Annotated in this window: 12 protein-coding genes, 2 tRNA genes and 3 pseudogenes; 7 read left to right on the top strand and 10 right to left on the bottom strand. The window is 70.3% G+C overall.

Features of this window, described 5'->3' with window-relative positions; translation table 11 throughout:
• Window positions 1-65: 65 nt before the first annotated feature.
• The 4 genes from QQM39_RS14030 (at window position 66) to QQM39_RS14015 (ending at window position 5765) form a co-directional block, all read left to right on the top strand.
• Window positions 66-3029, top strand: coding sequence for a UPF0182 family protein (locus QQM39_RS14030; protein WP_302003581.1), 2964 nt, complete (start codon window positions 66-68; stop codon window positions 3027-3029).
• 57 nt (window positions 3030-3086) lie between these two features.
• Window positions 3087-3160: transfer RNA gene (locus QQM39_RS14025), tRNA-Met, on the top strand.
• Between the two features lie 228 nt (window positions 3161-3388).
• Window positions 3389-5308, top strand: coding sequence for a tetratricopeptide repeat protein (locus QQM39_RS14020; protein WP_301997035.1), 1920 nt, complete (start codon window positions 3389-3391; stop codon window positions 5306-5308).
• Between the two features lie 383 nt (window positions 5309-5691).
• Window positions 5692-5765, top strand: a tRNA-Met gene (locus tag QQM39_RS14015).
• Between the two features lie 48 nt (window positions 5766-5813).
• Here the strand turns inward: QQM39_RS14015 and QQM39_RS14010 are convergent.
• The 4 genes and pseudogenes from QQM39_RS14010 to QQM39_RS13995 all read right to left on the bottom strand — a co-directional run bounded on the left by QQM39_RS14010 (window position 5814) and on the right by QQM39_RS13995 (window position 9238).
• Complete coding sequence (locus QQM39_RS14010; protein ID WP_301997034.1) at window positions 5814-6959, bottom strand: ABC transporter substrate-binding protein; 1146 nt, start codon at window positions 6957-6959, stop codon at window positions 5814-5816.
• A pseudogene (locus tag QQM39_RS14005) lies at window positions 6956-7824 on the bottom strand (ABC transporter permease). Before QQM39_RS14005 ends, QQM39_RS14010 begins: the two are co-directional and overlap by 4 nt.
• Window positions 7821-8607: pseudogene (locus QQM39_RS14000) on the bottom strand (ABC transporter ATP-binding protein). The pseudogenes QQM39_RS14005 and QQM39_RS14000 overlap by 4 nt, the downstream one beginning before the upstream one ends.
• 214 nt (window positions 8608-8821) lie before the next feature.
• Window positions 8822-9238 carry a Fur family transcriptional regulator gene (locus QQM39_RS13995; protein ID WP_301997033.1) on the bottom strand — a complete coding sequence of 139 codons (417 nt, stop codon included), beginning with the start codon at window positions 9236-9238 and terminating at the stop codon, window positions 8822-8824.
• 230 nt (window positions 9239-9468) lie between these two features.
• Between QQM39_RS13995 and QQM39_RS13990 the strand changes: the two are divergent.
• Window positions 9469-9976 (top strand): annotated as a pseudogene (locus QQM39_RS13990) (catalase-related domain-containing protein); the annotation flags it as partial.
• 91 nt (window positions 9977-10067) lie between these two features.
• Here QQM39_RS13990 and QQM39_RS13985 read toward each other — a convergent pair.
• Together QQM39_RS13985 and hisN are read right to left on the bottom strand one after the other, a co-directional pair.
• On the bottom strand, window positions 10068-10460 hold the full coding sequence (locus tag QQM39_RS13985; RefSeq protein WP_301997032.1) for a cyclic nucleotide-binding/CBS domain-containing protein: 393 nt from the start codon (window positions 10458-10460) through the stop codon (window positions 10068-10070).
• A gap of 152 nt (window positions 10461-10612) precedes the next feature.
• Window positions 10613-11413, bottom strand: a complete 801-nt coding sequence (gene hisN / locus QQM39_RS13980) for a histidinol-phosphatase (protein WP_301997031.1) — start codon at window positions 11411-11413, stop codon at window positions 10613-10615.
• A 795-nt stretch (window positions 11414-12208) separates the two neighbouring features.
• Between hisN and QQM39_RS13975 the strand changes: the two genes are divergently transcribed.
• Window positions 12209-12820 carry a TetR/AcrR family transcriptional regulator gene (locus QQM39_RS13975; protein ID WP_301997030.1) on the top strand — a complete coding sequence of 204 codons (612 nt, stop codon included), beginning with the start codon at window positions 12209-12211 and terminating at the stop codon, window positions 12818-12820.
• Between the two features lie 19 nt (window positions 12821-12839).
• Here QQM39_RS13975 and QQM39_RS13970 read toward each other — a convergent pair whose 3' ends face one another.
• The 4 genes from QQM39_RS13970 to QQM39_RS13955 all read right to left on the bottom strand — a co-directional run bounded on the left by QQM39_RS13970 (window position 12840) and on the right by QQM39_RS13955 (window position 16549).
• Entirely contained in the window at window positions 12840-13163 is a 324-nt protein-coding gene (locus QQM39_RS13970; protein WP_301997029.1) for a multidrug efflux SMR transporter, read from the bottom strand.
• Window positions 13164-13347: 184 nt separating this feature from the next.
• The gene (rsgA, locus tag QQM39_RS13965; RefSeq protein ID WP_301997028.1) at window positions 13348-14364 is read right to left on the bottom strand and encodes a ribosome small subunit-dependent GTPase A; all 1017 of its coding nucleotides are present in this window, start codon (window positions 14362-14364) and stop codon (window positions 13348-13350) included.
• A 12-nt stretch (window positions 14365-14376) separates the two neighbouring features.
• Complete coding sequence (gene aroA, locus QQM39_RS13960; protein ID WP_301997027.1) at window positions 14377-15693, bottom strand: 3-phosphoshikimate 1-carboxyvinyltransferase; 1317 nt, start codon at window positions 15691-15693, stop codon at window positions 14377-14379.
• A gap of 133 nt (window positions 15694-15826) precedes the next feature.
• Complete coding sequence (locus QQM39_RS13955) at window positions 15827-16549, bottom strand: M50 family metallopeptidase (protein ID WP_301997026.1); 723 nt, start codon at window positions 16547-16549, stop codon at window positions 15827-15829.
• Window positions 16550-16599: 50 nt separating this feature from the next.
• Here QQM39_RS13955 and QQM39_RS13950 point away from each other — a divergent pair, with 50 nt between their 5' ends.
• Entirely contained in the window at window positions 16600-17439 is an 840-nt protein-coding gene (locus QQM39_RS13950; protein ID WP_301997025.1) for an SOS response-associated peptidase, read from the top strand.
• Window positions 17440-17504: the final 65 nt, after the last annotated feature.

Here is a 17504-nt window from a genome sequence, read left to right as displayed (position 1 = left end):
GTCCACGAAGACGCGGGCCTGACGGACCAACAGCGAACCTCGGGGTGCGAACCTTGGCTTTCCAGATGCCGGACCGCGGCGGAGGCCCGACCGGGCCACGGATCAGAGTGGGCCGCCCGTCCCGGCGTGTCCGGACGCTGCTCATGACACTGGGCGTCCTCGCCGTCCTCGGCATGGCCTTCACCATGTTCGCGGGCTTCTGGACGGACTGGCTCTGGTACCGGTCGGTGAATTACTCGTCGGTGTTCACGACCACGCTCTGGACGAAGATCGGACTCTTCTTCGTCTTCGGTCTGTTGATGGCCCTCGCGGTCGGCTTCAACATCTGGCTGGCGCACCGGCTGCGCCCGCCGCTGAGCGCCATGTCGATGGAGCAGCAGAGCCTCGACCGCTACCGCATGGGCATCGCCCCGTACAAGAAGTGGCTACTGCTCGCGATCACCGCCCTGGTCGGACTGATCGCCGGTGCCTCCGCCTCCAGCCAGTGGCGGACCTGGCTGATGTGGGTCAACGGCGTGCCCTTCGGTGAGAAGGACCCGCAGTTCCACCTCGACGTCGGCTTCTACGCCTTCGACCTGCCCTGGTACCGGTTCCTGCTCGGCTTCGGCTTCGCCGCCGCGATCCTCTCCGTGATCGCCGCCGCGCTCACCCACTACCTGTACGGCGGGCTGCGCATCACCAGCCCGGGCGCGCGCGCCACGGCCGCGGCCACCGGCCATCTGTCGGTCCTCATCGGCATCTTCGTCGCCCTGAAGGCGGTCGCGTACTGGCTCGACCGGTACGGACTCGCCGTGAAGTCCAGCGACTTCAAGGCGACCGACAACTGGACGGGCCTCAGGTACGTCGACGCCAACGCCTATCTGCCGGCCAAGACGATCCTGTTCTGCATCGCCGTCATCTGCGCGCTGCTGTTCTTCGCCACCCTGTGGCGGCGCACCTGGCAGCTGCCCGTCATCGGCTTCGGCCTGATGGTGCTCTCGGCGATCCTCATCGGCGGTCTGTACCCCGCGATCGTCCAGAAGTTCCAGGTCCAGCCCAACGAGCAGGCCAAGGAAGCGCCGTACGTCGAGAAGAACCTCAAGGCGACGCGCGACGCGTACGGCATCGACGGCGCGCAGGTCACCGAGTATCCGGGCACGAGCACGACCGAGGACAAGACCAAGCTGCGCGACGACGTGGACGCCGCGGCGAGCATCCGGATCCTGGACCCGAACATCGTCTCGCCGACGTTCCAGCAGCTCCAGCAGATCAGGAACTACTACGCGTTCCCGACCAACCTGGATGTCGACCGGTACACCAAGGACGGCAAGGACCAGGACACCGTCATCGGTCTGCGTGAGATCAACCTCAACGGCATTCCGAAGCGGAACTGGATCAACGACCACTTCCGCTACACCCACGGCTACGGCGTGGTCGCCGCCGAGGGCACCAATGCCGACTCCCAGGGCCGACCGGACTTCACCGAGTCCGACCTGCCGTCCAAGGGCGACCTCGGGACGTACGAGCAGCGGGTCTACTACGGCGAGAAGACCAGCATGTACTCGATCGTCGGCGGTCCCCAGAAGGAGATCGACTACTCCGACGACAGCGGTGAGAAGACCTACAGCTACAAGGCCGACAGCGGGGTCAGTCTCTCCAACCCCGTCAACCGGGCCGCGTACGCGGTGGCGTTCGGCGAGCCGCAGATCCTGTACTCCGGTGCGATCGGCGACGGTTCGCGCATCCTGTACAACCGCACGCCCAAGGAGCGCGTCGAGGCGGTGGCGCCGTGGCTGACCATCGACGGCGACGCCTACCCGGCCGTGGTGAACCACCGCATCCAGTGGATCGTCGACGCCTACACGACGACCAACGGATACCCGTACTCCTCGCGTACGACCCTCGGTGACACGACAGCCGACTCGCTGACCGCGAGCAACAACCAGCGGGCGGTCGTAGCCCAGCAGAACCAGGTCAACTACATCCGCAACTCGGTGAAGGCGACCGTCGACGCCTACACGGGCGAGGTCAAGCTCTACCAGTGGGACACCCAGGACCCGGTCCTGAAGACCTGGATGAAGGCCTTCCCGGGCACGGTGGAGTCCAAGAGCAAGATCTCCAAGGATCTGATGGCCCATCTGCGCTACCCGCAGGACCTGTTCAAGGTCCAGCGCGAGCTGCTCACCCGCTACCACGTGAAGGACGCCACGACGTTCCTCAGCGGCAGCGAGGTCTGGCAGGTGCCGGTCGACCCGACCAACAAGTCGGGCAGCGCGGTGCCGCCGTACTACCTGAGCATGAAGATGCCCGACCAGGCGGCGCAGGCGTTCTCGCTGACGACGACGTTCACGCCGAACGGACGGGACAACCTCAGCGCCTTCATGGCCGTCGACGCGGAGGCGGGCACCAGTGACTACGGCAAGATCAGAGTTCTGAAACTGCCGACCAACACCACGGTCAACGGACCCAGCCAGGTCCAGAGCCAGTTCAACTCCGAACAGAACATCGCCGAGACCATCAGGCTGCTGAGAGGCGGCGATTCGGAGGTCGAGTACGGCAACCTGCTGGCGGTCCCGCTCGACGGCGGACTGCTCTATGTCGAGCCGGTCTACGTACGTGGTGGCGGACTCAAGTACCCGCTGCTGCGAAAGGTGTTGGTGTCCTACGGCGGCACCACCGCCTTCGAGGACACGCTCGACGAGGCCCTCAACAAGGTCTTCGGAGCGGAGGGCCCGACCACCGAGCCACCGGACGAGGGCGACGAGGACGGCGGCGGTACGACACCACCACCGACATCCACCAACCCGACGGTCCAAGACGCGCTCAACGACGCCCAGAAGGCCTTCGAAGCCGGCCAGGAAGCCCTGAAGAACGGCGACTGGGAGGCGTACGGCAAGGCGCAGGAGGACCTCGAGGACGCGCTGCGGCGGGCCGAGGACGCCCAGGCCGAGGCGGACAAGACCGGCGGCGGTGGCAGCGGCGGCGACAGTGGCAGCAGCCCGAGCCCCAGTTCCAGTCCGAGTCCTGCCAGCAGTCCCACCAGCTCGTAGGGACGGCGGCTGATCGAATAGCCCACCCCGCGCCGTGATACGGTTGCAGAACAACGGCGCGGGGTGGAGCAGCTCGGTAGCTCGCTGGGCTCATAACCCAGAGGTCGCAGGTTCAAATCCTGTCCCCGCTACTGAAGTCGACGAACATTTCGTACGACAGCGAAGGCCCGGATCCTCCAAAGGATCCGGGCCTTTGTGATGTGCGAACGCATGTGCAGGGGGCCGAGGCGGTCGCGCCGCCATGGGGAGTTGGGAGAACTGTGTTTGACTTGTCTCTCTGTGGGCATGTCGACAAAACGCTGAAGTGACCTCACTGGCTGCGGTATACGAGGTGTACCCAGGTTGCAGGTGGTGCGACGATGGACGTTATGGGGGACAAGGCAACTCTGTTGGAGACAGGGCGGTTTGTGCAGCCTGCCGACTTTGTGCAGCCGACGGGCGATTTCGCGCAGCCGACGGACAGGGCCTCGCTGCCGGTGGGTGACCTCGCGCAGCCGGAGGGCGACTTCGCCTTCGACCGGACGACCGACCGGGACGAGGCCGCGGAGGCCGCCGAGGAGGCCCGGCAGCGGCTTGCCGCCGAGGCCGGTGACGCCGAGGCGACGAGCGTGCTCGGGGCCATGCTGCTGCGCCGTGGTGATCTCGACGGAGCCGAGCCCTATCTGCGGGCCGCCACCGCCGCCGGGGACCGGGCCGCCGCCAACAACCTGGGAGTCCTTCTTCATCAGCGCGGGTACGCCGACGAGGCCGCCGGATGGTGGCGGATCGCGGCCGTAGCGGGGTCGGCCGCGGCCGCGCACGCGCTGGGACGCCATCACCGCGAGCGGGGCGACGAGCCCGCCGCCGAGTACTGGCTGCGACAGTCCGCCGAGCAGGGACACGCGCTGGGCGCGTACGCGCTCGCCGATCTGCTGGAGCACCGCGGCGACGACGGGGCCGAGCAGTGGATGCGGGCCGCGGCCGAGCGGGGGCACCGGGAGGCGGCGTACCGGCTGGCGCGTGCGCTCGACCGGCAGGCGGGGCGTACGGGCGAGGACGGGGCCGACAACGGTGTCGCGCCGAGCGAGCCTCTGCTCGTCGAGGCCGAGCAGTGGTACCGGCAGGCCGCCGCGCGCGGGCACCGGCGGGCCGCGCTGCACCTCGGGGCGATTCTCGAGAAGCGCGGGGAGCTCAAGGAGGCCGGGCGCTGGTACCTGACCTCCGCCAAGGACGGGGAGGCGCGCGCCGCCTGCGCGCTCGGCTTCCTGCTGCGGGACGCCGGGGACACCGAGAGCGCCGCCGTGTGGTGGCTGCGGGCCGCGCAGGACGGCGACGGCAACGCGGCCAACGCGCTGGGCGCGCTGCACGCCGAGCGCGGCCAGCCGCAGACCGCCGAGCGGTGGTACCGGGCCGCGATGGACGCCGGCGATGTGAACGGTGCGTACAACCTCGGGCTGCTCTGCGCCGATCAGGGGCGTACCGCGCAGGCCGAGCAGTGGTACCGGCGGGCGGCGTACGCCGGGCACCGCGAGGCGGCGAACGCGCTGGCCATCCTGCTGCTGCAGGGCGGGGACACGACGGGTGCCGAGCCGTGGTTCTCCAAGGCCGCGGAGGCCGGGAGCGTGGACGCCGCGTTCAACCTGGGGATCCTGTACGCCGGGCGCGGCGAGGAGCGGGCCGCGCTGCGGTGGTACGAGCGTGCCGCGGCCGCCGGGCACACGGAGGCGGCGCTGCAGGTCGGCATCGCGCGGCTGCGGGACGGGGACGAGTTCGCCGCGGAGCGGCATCTGCGGTGCGCGGCCGGGGGCGGCAGTGCGGAGGCCGCGTACCGGCTGGCGACCGTGCTGGACGCTCGGCGGCCGCCGGAGCCCGAGCATGAGCTCGGGGAGCCGGCGTACGAGAAGACCGAGTGCGAGGAGTGGTACGAGCGGGCGGCTTCCCAGGGGCATCGGCGGGCGCAGGTGCGGGTGGGGATGCTTGCCGCGGCTCGGGGGGACGTGGTGGAGGCGGCTCGGTGGTACCGGGAGGCCGCCGAGGCCGGGTCGCGGAACGGGGCGTTCAATCTGGGGCTGCTGCTCGCCCGGGAGGGGAGTGAGCCGGAGGCCGCGATGTGGTGGACTCGGGCGGCTGACGCCGGGCATGGGCGGTCGGCGTTGCGGCTGGCTCTGGTCTACGCGCGTCGCGGGGAGCTGGCGGAGGGGCAGCGGTGGGCTGATCGGGCGGTGAGTTTGGGGCCGCGAGAGGTTGCGCAGCGGGCTGCGCGGTTGCGGGATGCTCTGCGGGAGGAGCTGTCGGCGTGACGGTGCGCTGTGGTTGCCGCCGGGGTTTTCGCCCCCGCCGCCCCTACCCGTCCCATCCTCCAGGGGCTGCCGCCCCTTCGACCCCGCCCTCATGGGGGACTGCGGCCCCCAGACCCCCGCTTCGGCCCTGAACGGGCCTCGTCCTCAAACGCCGGACGGGCTGAAAGATGCCGGCCGGCGCTGAAAGCGATGGTCGGTGCCGCGAGGTCTGGCGCCCGGCGGACGGGCCGGGTGATGCGGGTCGGCGCTGAGAAGCGACGACGGTCGGTGTCGCAAGGCCTCGCTGTACTGCCCCCCAGCGGGCTGCGACCGGTGTCAGAGAGTGGCTGGTGACAAGCGATTTGCCTCTGTCCGCATGGTTGACGTAATGTTGCATTCATCGACGCGGGGTGGAGCAGCTCGGTAGCTCGCTGGGCTCATAACCCAGAGGTCGCAGGTTCAAATCCTGTCCCCGCTACTGAAGGCCCAGGGCCGGGATCCCAACGGATCCCGGCCCTAGGTGTGTTCAGGGTGTGTGGCCCACCGCCTCCTCGTACAGCGTGCGGTTCACCGTCCGTGACTCCGGGAGCGGGCTTCCCTCCGACACGCCCTGGGCCTCGTAGGCCGATTGCAGGCGCGTCGTCGTGCCGGAGCGGATTTCCCAGTCCATGCGCAGGGGTGGGGTGGATTCGAGGATGGACTCCTCCGACTTCAGGAGGTTGGCGAGGTATGTGACGAAGGTCGCATCCTGCTTGTAGTCGGCCGCGAAGTACGTGTTCACCGTGCGGATGTAGGCCCTGAGCAGGGCCACGCCCGCGTCCATGTCGTCCTGCAGCAGTGCGCGGCCGTAGAGCATGCCGCCCAGCGGTTCGCCCGGTGGCTGGCCGCCCAGGAAGGCGTACCCCTGTTTGCCGTCCACCTTGCGCCAGACCGGATCCAGGAGCCACGCGGAGTCGACGCCGCCGTTCTGCAGGGCCGTGAGGACGTCGGCCGAGCCCAGTTGCTGGTACTGGATTTCGGCCAGGCCGCCGCCGTGCTGCTCCAGCGCCTTTTCCATGGGGTACGCGATGACCGAGCCCTTGCCGATCATCGTGCCCAGCTTGCGGCCCGCCATGGCGACGTGGCTCGCGCTCTCGCCCTCCTTCAGGCGTACCCACAGGCCGCTCTTCGAGTGGGGGGGTGAGAAGTTGCCCGCGACCCACTTGATGTCGAAGCCGCCCCTGACGCCGTTCATGACCGCCGCCTCTGGGGCCGCCCACAGGGCGTCGATGTCCCCCTTGGCCAGCAGGGGCAGCGCGTCCGGGGTCGGGAGGACCTTCAGGTCGACGTCCAGGCCCTCGTTCTTGAACTCACCCTTGTCGAGGGCGACTTGCAGGGGTGCCACGTACTCGGCGCTCAGCGTTCCCGTCGCGATCGTCAGCTCGCGGGGCTCGGACAGGGGCTGTGGGGGAGGGGCTCCGGGGCGGCAGCGGGCCGGAGTTCGGCTCGGGGAGAGGTCCTTCGGGTCCGTCCAGGCCTTCGTGCCGCAGCCCTCGACCGGGCGGACGGTGCGCTGTTCCCCGGCTGCCTTCGACGAGGGGTCCGACTCGTACGGCGATGAGCAGGCTGTCGACGCCAGCAGGGCTGCTCCCGCGGCGAGGGCGACGCCGTAAGCGTGCTTCCGCCTTCTCATGACTGGCCCCTTCCTCTGTCCCTCGGTGCCGAGGGGGTGAGCAGGCGTCCGGCGAAGCGGATCAGTTCGGAGAAGATCACCCCGAGGACCGCGACACAGACGATGCCGACGAACATCACGTCGTTCTGGAACAGCGCGCGCGAGTCGAAGATCAGATGGCCCAGGCCGTTCGTCGCGGCGATCTGCTCCGACGCGACGATGACCAGGACCGCCACGCCCGCCGCGATGCGCGCGCCCACCAGGACCGAGGGCAGGGAGGCGGGGAGCAGGACGTGGCGGAACATCTGCCACCGTGAGGCGCCGAAGACCCGGCCCGCGTCACGGTGGCCGGAGGGGATGGACATGACCGCGGACATCGTCGAGATCCAGACGAAGAAGAACACCGTCGCCGCGACCAAGGCCACCTGTGGGCCCTCGCCCAGGCCGAACATGTTCAGGAAGATCGGCAGCAAGGCCAGTTTCGGTACGACGTACAGCGCGTCCAGAAGCGGTTCCAGGGCCGCTCGCACCAGGGAGAGGGATCCCATCAGGAGGCCCAGGGCGTAGCCCGCAGCCGTGCCCGCCGCGTATCCCGCCAGGACGCGCTTCAGCGTCGCCCACACGTCCGGCCACAGATCGCCGGCCGCGGCCCGGTTCCAGCCGTCGGCGAGGATCGTGGACGGGGCCGGGTAGACGCGGGCGTCGATCCAGGCCTGGGGAGGCGGCCAGTTGCCACAGGAGGATCAGGGAGAGGGGCGCGGCCGGCGCCAGCGACAGCTCCAGGGCGCGCCTGTGGCGGTGGGCGCGGGCGGGGTGGGTGGAGTTCCTGCGGGCCCGGGCGGCGGACCAGGACCGACTCCGCGGGTGGCTTCGTGAGTGTCGTCATGCCGGTGCCGCCTCCTTCCGCAGCAGGTCCCACAGTTCGCTCTTCAGCGCCGTGAACTCGGGTGCGGCGCGGATGTCACCGGTGCGCGGGCGTGGGAAGGGCGGGCGGTGCTCGGCGATGACCCGGCCCGGGCGGGCGGACATCACCAGCACGCGGTCGCCGAGGACGATGGCCTCCTCCAGGCTGTGGGTGATGAAGAGCGTGTCGTCCTCAGTGACTGGGTGATGTCCAGGAGTTCGTCCTGGAGGATCGTGCGGAGCTGGGCGTCGAGCGCCGCGAACGGCTCGTCCATCAGGAGGAGTTCGGGCCGCACGGCCAGTGCCCGGGCGATCGCCACGCGCTGGCGCATGCCGCCGGAGAGGGTGGCCGGGTAGACGTCCGCGAACTCCGACAGGCCCATGCGGGCCAGTCAGTCGTCGGCGCGGGCGTTCGCCTCGCGGCGGGGAACGCGTTGGATGTCCAGCCCGAAGCGGACGTTGGCGCGGACGGTCTTCCAGTCGTAGATGCCGTAGTCCTGGAAGATCATGGCCGCCGGACGCGCGCTCGATGTGCGGATCTCCAGCGTGCCCGTGCTCGGGCGCAGCATGCCCGCGGCGATGCGCAGCAGCGTGGACTTGCCGCAGCCGGACGGGCCGACGACACACACGAACTCGCCGGGGGCGACGGTCAGATCGAGGGGGCCGAGGGCGTCGACCGTGTGGGGGTTCGGCCGAAGGTGCGGGTCAGGTCGGTGGCTTTGAGTTTCGGATCACTCGCTTCGCGGTCTTGATACGGCTCTCCCACGGGGGCTCCTCGCGGAGTGCGGTACGGACTGGTGGGTGCCGTCGACGATATGACGGACCGTCAGACCGTCAGATACGGGAAGGTCGCCCGCAGGGGGCGTATCCGCATGGGTCGTTTCTGAAGGGGGCGTGTCCGCAGGGGCCGTATCCGAAGGACGTGCGCAGCGCGAAGCCCCGGCGCCTCATCGGTGCCGGGGCTTGAAGGAGTGGCGGGGCTACGCCTTCGCGCAGTTGGGGCAGAGGCCGCGGTACGTGACCTCGACGTCCGAGACCGTGAAGCCGAAGCGCTCGGAGTCGGGGAGGTCGGCCATCGGGTTGCCCGTCGGGTGGACGTCCCGGATCGAGCCGCACTGGGCGCAGACCAGGTGGTGGTGGGGCCGGTGGGCGTTCGGGTCGTACCGCTTCGCGCGCTTGTCGGTGGAGACCTCGAGCACCTCGCCGAGGGAGACCAGCTCGCCCAGCGTGTTGTAGACCGTGGCCCGGGAGATCTCGGGCAGCTTGGCGACAGCCCGCGCGTGCACCTCGTCGGCCGTCAGGTGGACGTGATCGCCGGCGAGGACCTCGGCCACGACGCGCCGCTGCGCGGTCATCCGCCATCCGCGTCCGCGCAGCCGTTCCAGAAGGTCACTCATGGAGACACCTTAACAGCAGCAGGCCTAGGTTCCGAATGGGTGTGATTTTGGAGCTCCTTTCAATTTGGACAAAGTCCAGTATGGGATCGAGGCTGGCTTTGACCAAGGGACAGGATCGGTCGGGCTGCTCGGACAGGCGCGGGAGGCGCACGTGAGCCAGAGACCGCTCACGACGGAGGCCGGTGCTCCGGTCGCCGACAACCAGAACAGCGAGACGGCGGCATCGGCGGCCCGGTCCTGGTCCAGGACCAAAGATGCTCCAGGGCCGCCTCTTCGCGTACGGCGACGCCCACCCCTACCGCGTCGGCATCAACGCCGACCACCTGCCGGTGAACCGTCCGCACGCCACCGAGGCGCGCACCAACTCCCGTGACGGCTTCCTCTACGACGGCCGGCACGGCGGCGCGAAGAGCTACGAGCCGAACAGCTTCGGCGGCCCGGCCCGGCCCGGACCGGCCGTCCGCTGTGGCGGCCGTTCGCCGGCTTCACGGCCGGCACGGGCAACCACGAGGCCCCCGTCCACGCGGAGGACGACGACTTCGTCCAGGCGGGCAACCTCTACCGCCTGATGTCGGAAGACGAGAAGACGAGAAGGAGCGCCTGATCACCAACCTGGCGGGGGCCATCGCACCGGTCTCGCGCGAGGACGTCGTCGAGCGTGCGATCGACAACTTCCGTCGCGTGGACGACGACTTCGGCAAGCGGCTGGAAGCCGCGGTCCAGGCTTTGCGCGGCTGACAACCAGCACTGGATCGCTTGCCGTGGCGGACGGGCCGGGTTCCGCGGGGAGCCCGGCCCGTTTCGCGTGCCGTTTCCCTGGTGGCCGTTCCTAGGCCGGAACGTGCTGCCGTACGGGTGCCCAGCAGCGGATGATGTCGCGGACCGAGACGATGCCGACGGGCTCGTCGTGGTCCAGGACGATCAGATGGCGGAAGCCGCCGTGCGCCATGGCGCGGGCCGCCTCCTCCAGGGTCCACGACGGGGCGGCGAACACGACGTCGTTGGTGGTGTGGTCGTGGGTGCGTTCGCTGTCCGGGTTCTGTCCGAGGCCGACGGAGTTGAGGATGTCGCGTTCGGTGAGGATGCCGATGCCGCCGGCGTCGGGGTCGTGGACCACGGCCGCGCCGATCCGACGGGCGGACATCAGCGCGGCTGCCTGGCGAAGGGTGTGGGTGGGGCCGATGGTGAGGACCACGGTGCTCATGGCGTCACGTACGAGCATGGATGGAGCCACCTCCTGGAGTGCCCCCGCCGCCTCGGTCACGGCTTTGTTCACGGTTTCACAAATTCACAAGCGGGGGACTCTCAGGGTTGCAGGTAAAGCGCGGGTCAACAAGGGGGCGCGTGCGGCTGGTACGGGGCGCGACGGGCGCGTCAGTAGCGCTGGTTGAGATACCCGAGGAACTCGTCGTGCAGGAGGCCGTTCGAGGCGGCCGCGTTGCCGCTGTGCGGGCCCGGGCGGCCGTCGAGGCCGGTGAAGGTGCCACCGGCTTCGGTGACGATGATCGCGGTCGCGGCCATGTCCCACAGTGACAGCTCCGGCTCGGCGCAGAGGTCCACCGAGCCCTCGGCGACCATCATGTAGGGCCAGAAGTCGCCGTACGCGCGCGTGCGCCACACCTCACGGGTCAGGTCGAGGAAGCCGCCCAGCCGGCCCTGGTCCTCCCACCCGCTGAGCGAGGAGTACGCGAACGAGGCGTCCGACAGCTTCGAGAGGCGGGAGACCTGCAGGCGGGTGGCGGAGGAGAGGCTGCGGCCGCTGAAGGCGCCGTGGCCCTTGGCGCCCCACCAGCGGCGGCCGAGCGCGGGGGCGGAAACGACGCCCACGACCGGCTGGTAGCCGCCCTCGCCGGCCTCCATCAGGGCGATGAGGGTGGCCCAGACCGGGACGCCGCGTACGTAGTTCTTGGTGCCGTCGATCGGGTCGATCACCCAGCGGCGGGGGCCGGTGCCCTCGACGCCGTACTCCTCACCGAGGATCGCGTCTCTCGGCCGGGCCCGCTGCAGCTGCCCGCGGATGAGTTCCTCGGCGGCCTTGTCGGCCTCGCTCACCGGCGTCATGTCCGGCTTTGTCTCGACTTTGAGGTCGAGCGCCTTGAAGCGGTCCATGGTGGCGGCGTCGGCGGCGTCCGCGAGGACGTGGGCGAGGCGGAGATCGTCGAGGTAGTCCGGCATGGAACGAACCGTATCTGTCGTGGTCGGGGTGGGGCTACCGGGTGACTGCGTCGGCTGGGCCGAGTCGCAGGCGCCGTTCACTTTGCGAGTTGCCCGGCGTGAGGGCTGGGCGGGGGTGGGTCGCGCGGCCCGGCGCTGACGGGGTGCCGCTGCGCCCACCCGTGCCGCCCCAGCGGCACGACTGCCCGCAGCTACGCAGGCTGCCGCGGCGGTGCGGAGGCTGGCGGCAGCTGCGTAGGGTGCTGCGGCGGTGCGGAGGCTGGCGGCAGCTGCGTAGGGTGCTGCGGCGGTGCGGAGATTGCCCGCAGCTACGTAGGCTGCTGCCGGCGGCGCGGAGATTGCCCGCAGCTACGTAAACTGCTGTCGGCGGTGCGGAGGCTGCCCGCAGCTACGAGGCTCTGCGGTGGCGCGGAGGCTGCCCGCAGCCACGCAAGCTGCTCCGGCCGCCCGGCGACTGCGTGCAGCCCCACGGGCCCGCAGCCGCCCGCGGCGGGAAGGGGACGTGCCGGGGGGTGTCCGCCCGCAGAGTCCGGTGTCAAGAGACGGCACCTCTAGCGCAAGGCCCACCACCGGACCGAGGACGAACACCCCCCGGCACGGCCCCGACCCACAACGCACCCGCAGGCGCCACGCGCACCCCCACCGGACAGCAACGGGCCGCCGCAGGCACCCCGGCTCAACCGCCGGAGGCCAGCGCACCCCAGGCGAATGGCGCCCCCGCGTGCCCTCGCGACCCCTTGACAGTGCCTCTGTGCGCGTCAAATCTGGGCGCAGAGCCGCTCGTCCAGGGAGGCGATGATGCCTGCAGCGCGGGAGTCCCTGCTGGACGCCGCTTACACGGCGCTGGCGCGCCGGCCGTGGTCTGCCGTGCGGATGGTGGACGTGGCCGCGGCGGCCGGAGTGTCCCGGCAGACGTTGTACAACGAGTTCGGCAGCAAGGAAGGTCTCGCCCGCGCGCTCGTGAGGCGGGAGGCCGACGCGTACCTGGCCGGCATCGACCGCGCCCTCGCCACGCAGAGCGACGCCCGCGAGCGCCTCACCGCCACCGCGGAGTGGACCGCCACCCTCGCCCGCGAAAACGCCCTGGTCCGCGCCATGCTCACCGGCTGCTGGAGCGAGCGCCTGCCCTCACCGACCCTCTCGGCCGTCCCGTCCTCCTCCGCCGTACCGGCACAGCGACGGGCGGACGGCCCCCTGCCCTCCCCGGGCGACTTCGTGGCCCTCGTCCGCGACCGGGCCGTGTCGGTCCTGTCCGGGCCCGGCGCCGACAAGTCCGACACCCCCGACCTCGCCCGCTCCTGCGAACTCGTCGTCAGGCTGGCCCTGTCCTGCGTCGCCGCCCCACCCGGCGAAGGCGGCGTGGCCGACCTCGTACGCAGCGCGCTGTACCGGCAGTTGACCGGCTGACCTCCGGAGGAAACCGGCCTCAGTGCGTCGAGCCCGACAACTGCAACCCGATGACCCCCACGATCACCAAACTGATCGACACGATCTTCAACGTCGACACGAGATCCCCGAGGAAGATCATCCCGTAGATCGCCGTACCCGCCGCTCCGATCCCCGTCCACACCGCATACGCCGGCCCCACGTCCAGCTTCTTCAGCGACAGCGTCAGCAGTCCGAAACTGCCGAGGGCGAAGATGCAGAAGGCGACGGTCGGCCAGAGCCGGGTGAAGCCGTGCGACAGCTTCAGACAGACGGCGAAGCCGGTTTCGAGCAGCCCCGCCACGATGACCAGCAGCCACGCCATGTGCTGTCCTCCCGTATCCCCGCGTTCTGTGACCGCTTCGTCGGCTTCGTCAGGCTTTGGTCAGGCTTGCTTCCAGCTCGGTGCGATTATGCCCTTACCAGCCCTACAGGGAGGCAAACAACGCGGAGGTCAGCCGCCTTCCGCAGCGGCCCCTCCGCAGCCGCCCTTCCACAACGGCCCTTCCTCAGTCCCCCTCCGTGGGCTCCCGCGAAGCCAGCAGCCGCCGCAGCGAGTACAGCCGCGCCTGATCGACGTGCCCCTGCGCCACCCAGTCGTCCAGCGCGCAGTCCGGTTCGTCATGACTGCACGCACGCGGGCAGCCTTCGGTTCCCGGTTCCAGGTCCGGGAAGGCGTGGATCACCCGGGACGGGTCGACATGAGCCAGACCGAAGGAGCGGACCCCGGGGGTGTCGATCACCCAACTGTCCGCCACGGGCCCCGCCAGCGGCAGCGCCAGCGCCGACGTCGTCGTGTGCCGCCCCCGACCCGTCACCGCGTTGACATGACCGGTCGAACGCCGCCGTTCCTCCGGCACCAGCGCGTTCACCAGCGTCGTCTTGCCCACACCCGAGTGACCGACGAACGCCGTCACCCTGCCGTCGAGTTGCTCCCGCACCCGGTCCGCCGCGCTGCCGTTCTCCAGCTCCTCACGGCTGGTGACCACATACGGGATGTCCAACGCCCCGTAGAGCTCCAGGAGTGTGTCCGGCGGTGCCAGGTCCGACTTCGTCATCACCAGCAGCGGTTCCAGACCGCCGTCGAACGCCGCCACCAGACAGCGGTCGATCAGCCGAGGCCGCGGCTCGGGGTCGGCGAGGGCGGTGACGATGGCGAGCTGGTCGGCGTTGGCCACCACGACGCGCTCGTAGGGGTCGTCGTCATCGGCCGTCCGCCGGAGCACCGACGTCCGCTTCTCGATCCGCACGATCCGCGCGAGCGTGTCCTTCTTGCCGGACAGATCGCCGACCAGAGCGACCCGGTCACCGACCACCGCCGCCTTGCGGCCGAGCTCGCGGGCCTTCATCGCCATCACGACCCGGTCCTCGACGAGGCAGGTCAGACGGCCCCGGTCGACGGTGAGGACCATGCCCTCGGCGGCGTCCTCGTGCTTGGGCCGGATGCTCGTCCGGGGTCGGGTGTTCCGACGGCCCGGGCGGCTGCGGATGTCGTCCTCGTCGGTGTTCTTGCCGTAGCGGCGCATGGCAGTGAGTCCCTACGCCCCGAGCATCCCGGTCCACAGTTCCGGGAAGTCCGGCAGGGTCTTCGCCGTCGTCGCCACGTTCTCGATCCGTACGCCCTCGACCGCGAGGCCGATGATCGCGCCGGCCGTCGCCATGCGGTGGTCCTCGTAGGTGTGGAAGACGCCGCCGTGCAGTCGGCGCGGGCGGATGTGCAGGCCGTCGGCGGTCTCCGTCACGTCACCGCCGAGTTCGTTGATCTCCTTGGTGAGCGCGGCCAGGCGGTCCGTCTCGTGCAGACGCAGGTGGGCGACCCCGCGCAGGGTCGAAGGGGAGTCGGCCAGGGCGGCCACCGCCGCGATGCCCGGGGTGAGTTCGCCGACCTCGCTGAGGTCCACGTCGATGCCGTGGATCGCGCCCGAACCGGTGAACACGAGCCCGTACTCGGTGAGTTCGCAGGAACCGCCCATCTCGGTGAAGATCTCCCGCAGCCGGTCACCGGGCTGGGTGGTACGGGCCGGCCAGTCCGGGACGAGCACCTTGCCACCGGTCACCAGCGCCGCGGCCAGGAACGGCTGGGCGTTGGACAGATCCGGCTCGATGGTCAGGTCGCGGCCGAGCAGGGCGCCCGGCGTGACCCGCCAGACGTTCGGCTCGCCGCCCGACTCAGGGGTGTCCACCTGGGCGCCGACCGCGCGCAGCATGTCGACGGTCATGCGGATGTGCGGCATGGAGGGGAGGGAGGAACCGATGTGACGGACCTCGACCCCCTGGTTGAAGCGCGGGCCGGAGAGCAGCAGGGCCGACACGAACTGGGACGACGACGAGGCGTCGATCTCCACCGGGCCACCCTCCAGCGCACCGCCGCCGTGCACCGTCAGCGGCAGCGCGCCCCGGCCGTCGTCGTCGATCCGGGTGCCGAGGACGCGCAGGGCGTCGATCACGCTGTGCAGGGGACGCTCGTACGACCTCGGGTCGCCGTCGAAGCGGATGGGGCCGTCGGCGAGCGCGGCGACCGGCGGCAGGAAGCGCATCACCGTGCCGGCGTTGCCGACGTCGACCGTGACCGGGCCGCGCAGACCCGCGGGGAGCACACGCCACGCCTCGCCGGTGCCCTCGGGCCCCACGCCCTCCTCGATGCCGACGCCCATCGCGCGCAGGGCGCCGGCCATCAGCAGGGTGTCGCGGGAGCGGAGGGGGCGACGCAGCCAACCCGGTTCCGAGGCGAGGGCTGCCAGGACGAGGGCGCGGTTGGTGACCGACTTGGACCCGGGCACGTGGACCGTCGCGTCGACGGCTCCGCTCGCGTGCGGGGCGGGCCAGAGGGCGGTGGGTGCGTCGTTCGGGGCCATGGCCCCACTTTATAAGCAGGGGGTTGTGCAGGTCGTTGTTCGGGTGCGGCGCCGTGGGGGCTGATCGCGCCCACGCGGCGGAGCCGCACATCGATACAGCCCCGCGCCCCTGTGACTCGCCCCTCCGGGCTTGTCACACCTCCAAGAGCCACCGCCCTCCGCCTATCAGAGAGCACAACGACACAGCGTGGAACAAGAACAGCCACAAGCCCGCCGGTACATGCGTCAAGCGCGACAACTGATCCGCATCCGAGTCCCCCGCCCCACCCCGCGCCCTCTTCGCCTGCAGCTCGAACGCCGGTCGCACGCCCCCCACCAGCAGGAACCACACCACCACATACGCGAACGCCGCCTGCACCTGCGGACCCGTCAACCAGCTGACCAGCACGAACGTGCCACCTGTCACGAACACCGTCAGTGCCCCGTACGCGTTGCGGATCATCACCAGCATCGCCACCAGCAGGGCCGTCGCCAGCCACAGCAACAGCGTGATCCGCCCGCTCGCCAGCAGCGCCGCGCCGCCGAGGCCCAGCAGCGGAGGAGCCGTGTAGCCCGAGGCTGCCGTGAGGATCATGCCGAGGCCGTGCGGCTTGCCGCGGCTGACGGTGAGGCCGCTGGTGTCGGAGTGCAGGCGTATGCCGGTCAGGGTCCGGCCGGTCAGCAGCGCGACCAGGCCGTGGCCGCCCTCGTGGGCGATGGTGATCGCGTTGCGCGCGACGCGCCACAGGACGTGCGGGACGACGACGGCGAGCGCGGCGACCAGGGTGGCGATCACCACCCACAGATCCGGGTCGGGCTGAGTACCGGAGACCTCGTTCCAGAGGGAGGCGAGCGAGGCGGATGCGGTGCTGTCCATGTAAGGCGATGGCTCCCTGTGGGCGGATGGAATCTGGCAGTGTGGCACGTATGTGCGGACGGTATGCAGCTAGTCGTGGACCCGAGGATCTCGCAGGAATCTTTGAGATCGAGAAGTGGGAGCCCGAGGAGACCCTGGAGCCGGACTACAACGTGGCACCCACCAAAGAGGTCCACGTCATCCTCGACCGTCCCTTGAAGGACGCCGCCGCTGCGTCCACCAGTTCCTCCGTCACGGGCCGTCCGGTTCGGCAGCTGCGGAAGCTCAAGTGGGGGCTGGTGCCCAGCTGGTCCAAGACCCCCGAGAGCGCCTTCAAGATGATCAACGCGCGCGCGGAGACGGTGCACGAGAAGCCGTCGTACCGCCGGGCCTTCAGCTCCCGGCGCTGCATCATCCCCGCCGACGGCTACTACGAGTGGGTCACCGGCGCGCAGGAGCGGGAGCTGGAGGTCGAGGGGAAGCGGAAACGGCCGCGCAAGCAGCCGTACTTCGTGCTGCCCGCCGACGGGTCGGTGTTCGCGATGGCGGGGCTGTACGAGTTCTGGCGGGATCGGACGCTGCCGGACGAGCATCCGCAGGCCTGGTGGGTGACCTGCTCGGTCATCACGACGGAGGCGGAGACGACCCCGCTGGCGGTGACGCCGCCCGAGGGCCCGACCTCGCTGGCCGAGATCCACCCCCGCATGCCGCTGATGCTGACACCGGACCGCTGGGACGCCTGGCTCGACCCGTCCCGCACCGACCCCGAGGAGCTGCGGACGCTGCTCGCCCCGCCGCCCGCCGGACGGATGCGTGCCTACCCGGTCTCCACGCTGGTCAGCAACGTCCGCAACAACGGCCCGGAGCTGCTGAAGGAGCTGGACGGTCCCGAAGAGGGCACACTCTTCTGACCCGACCGAGATCACCGGCATGGACGCGGGAGACGCCGGGGACGCGGGGAACGCGGAGATGCGCC

It is taken from the genome of Streptomyces sp. DT2A-34 (assembly GCF_030499515.1).
GTDB lineage: Bacteria > Actinomycetota > Actinomycetes > Streptomycetales > Streptomycetaceae > Streptomyces.
The sequence above is the reverse complement of the archived record's forward strand: the minus strand, read 5'-3'. Positions and strand labels throughout refer to the sequence as shown.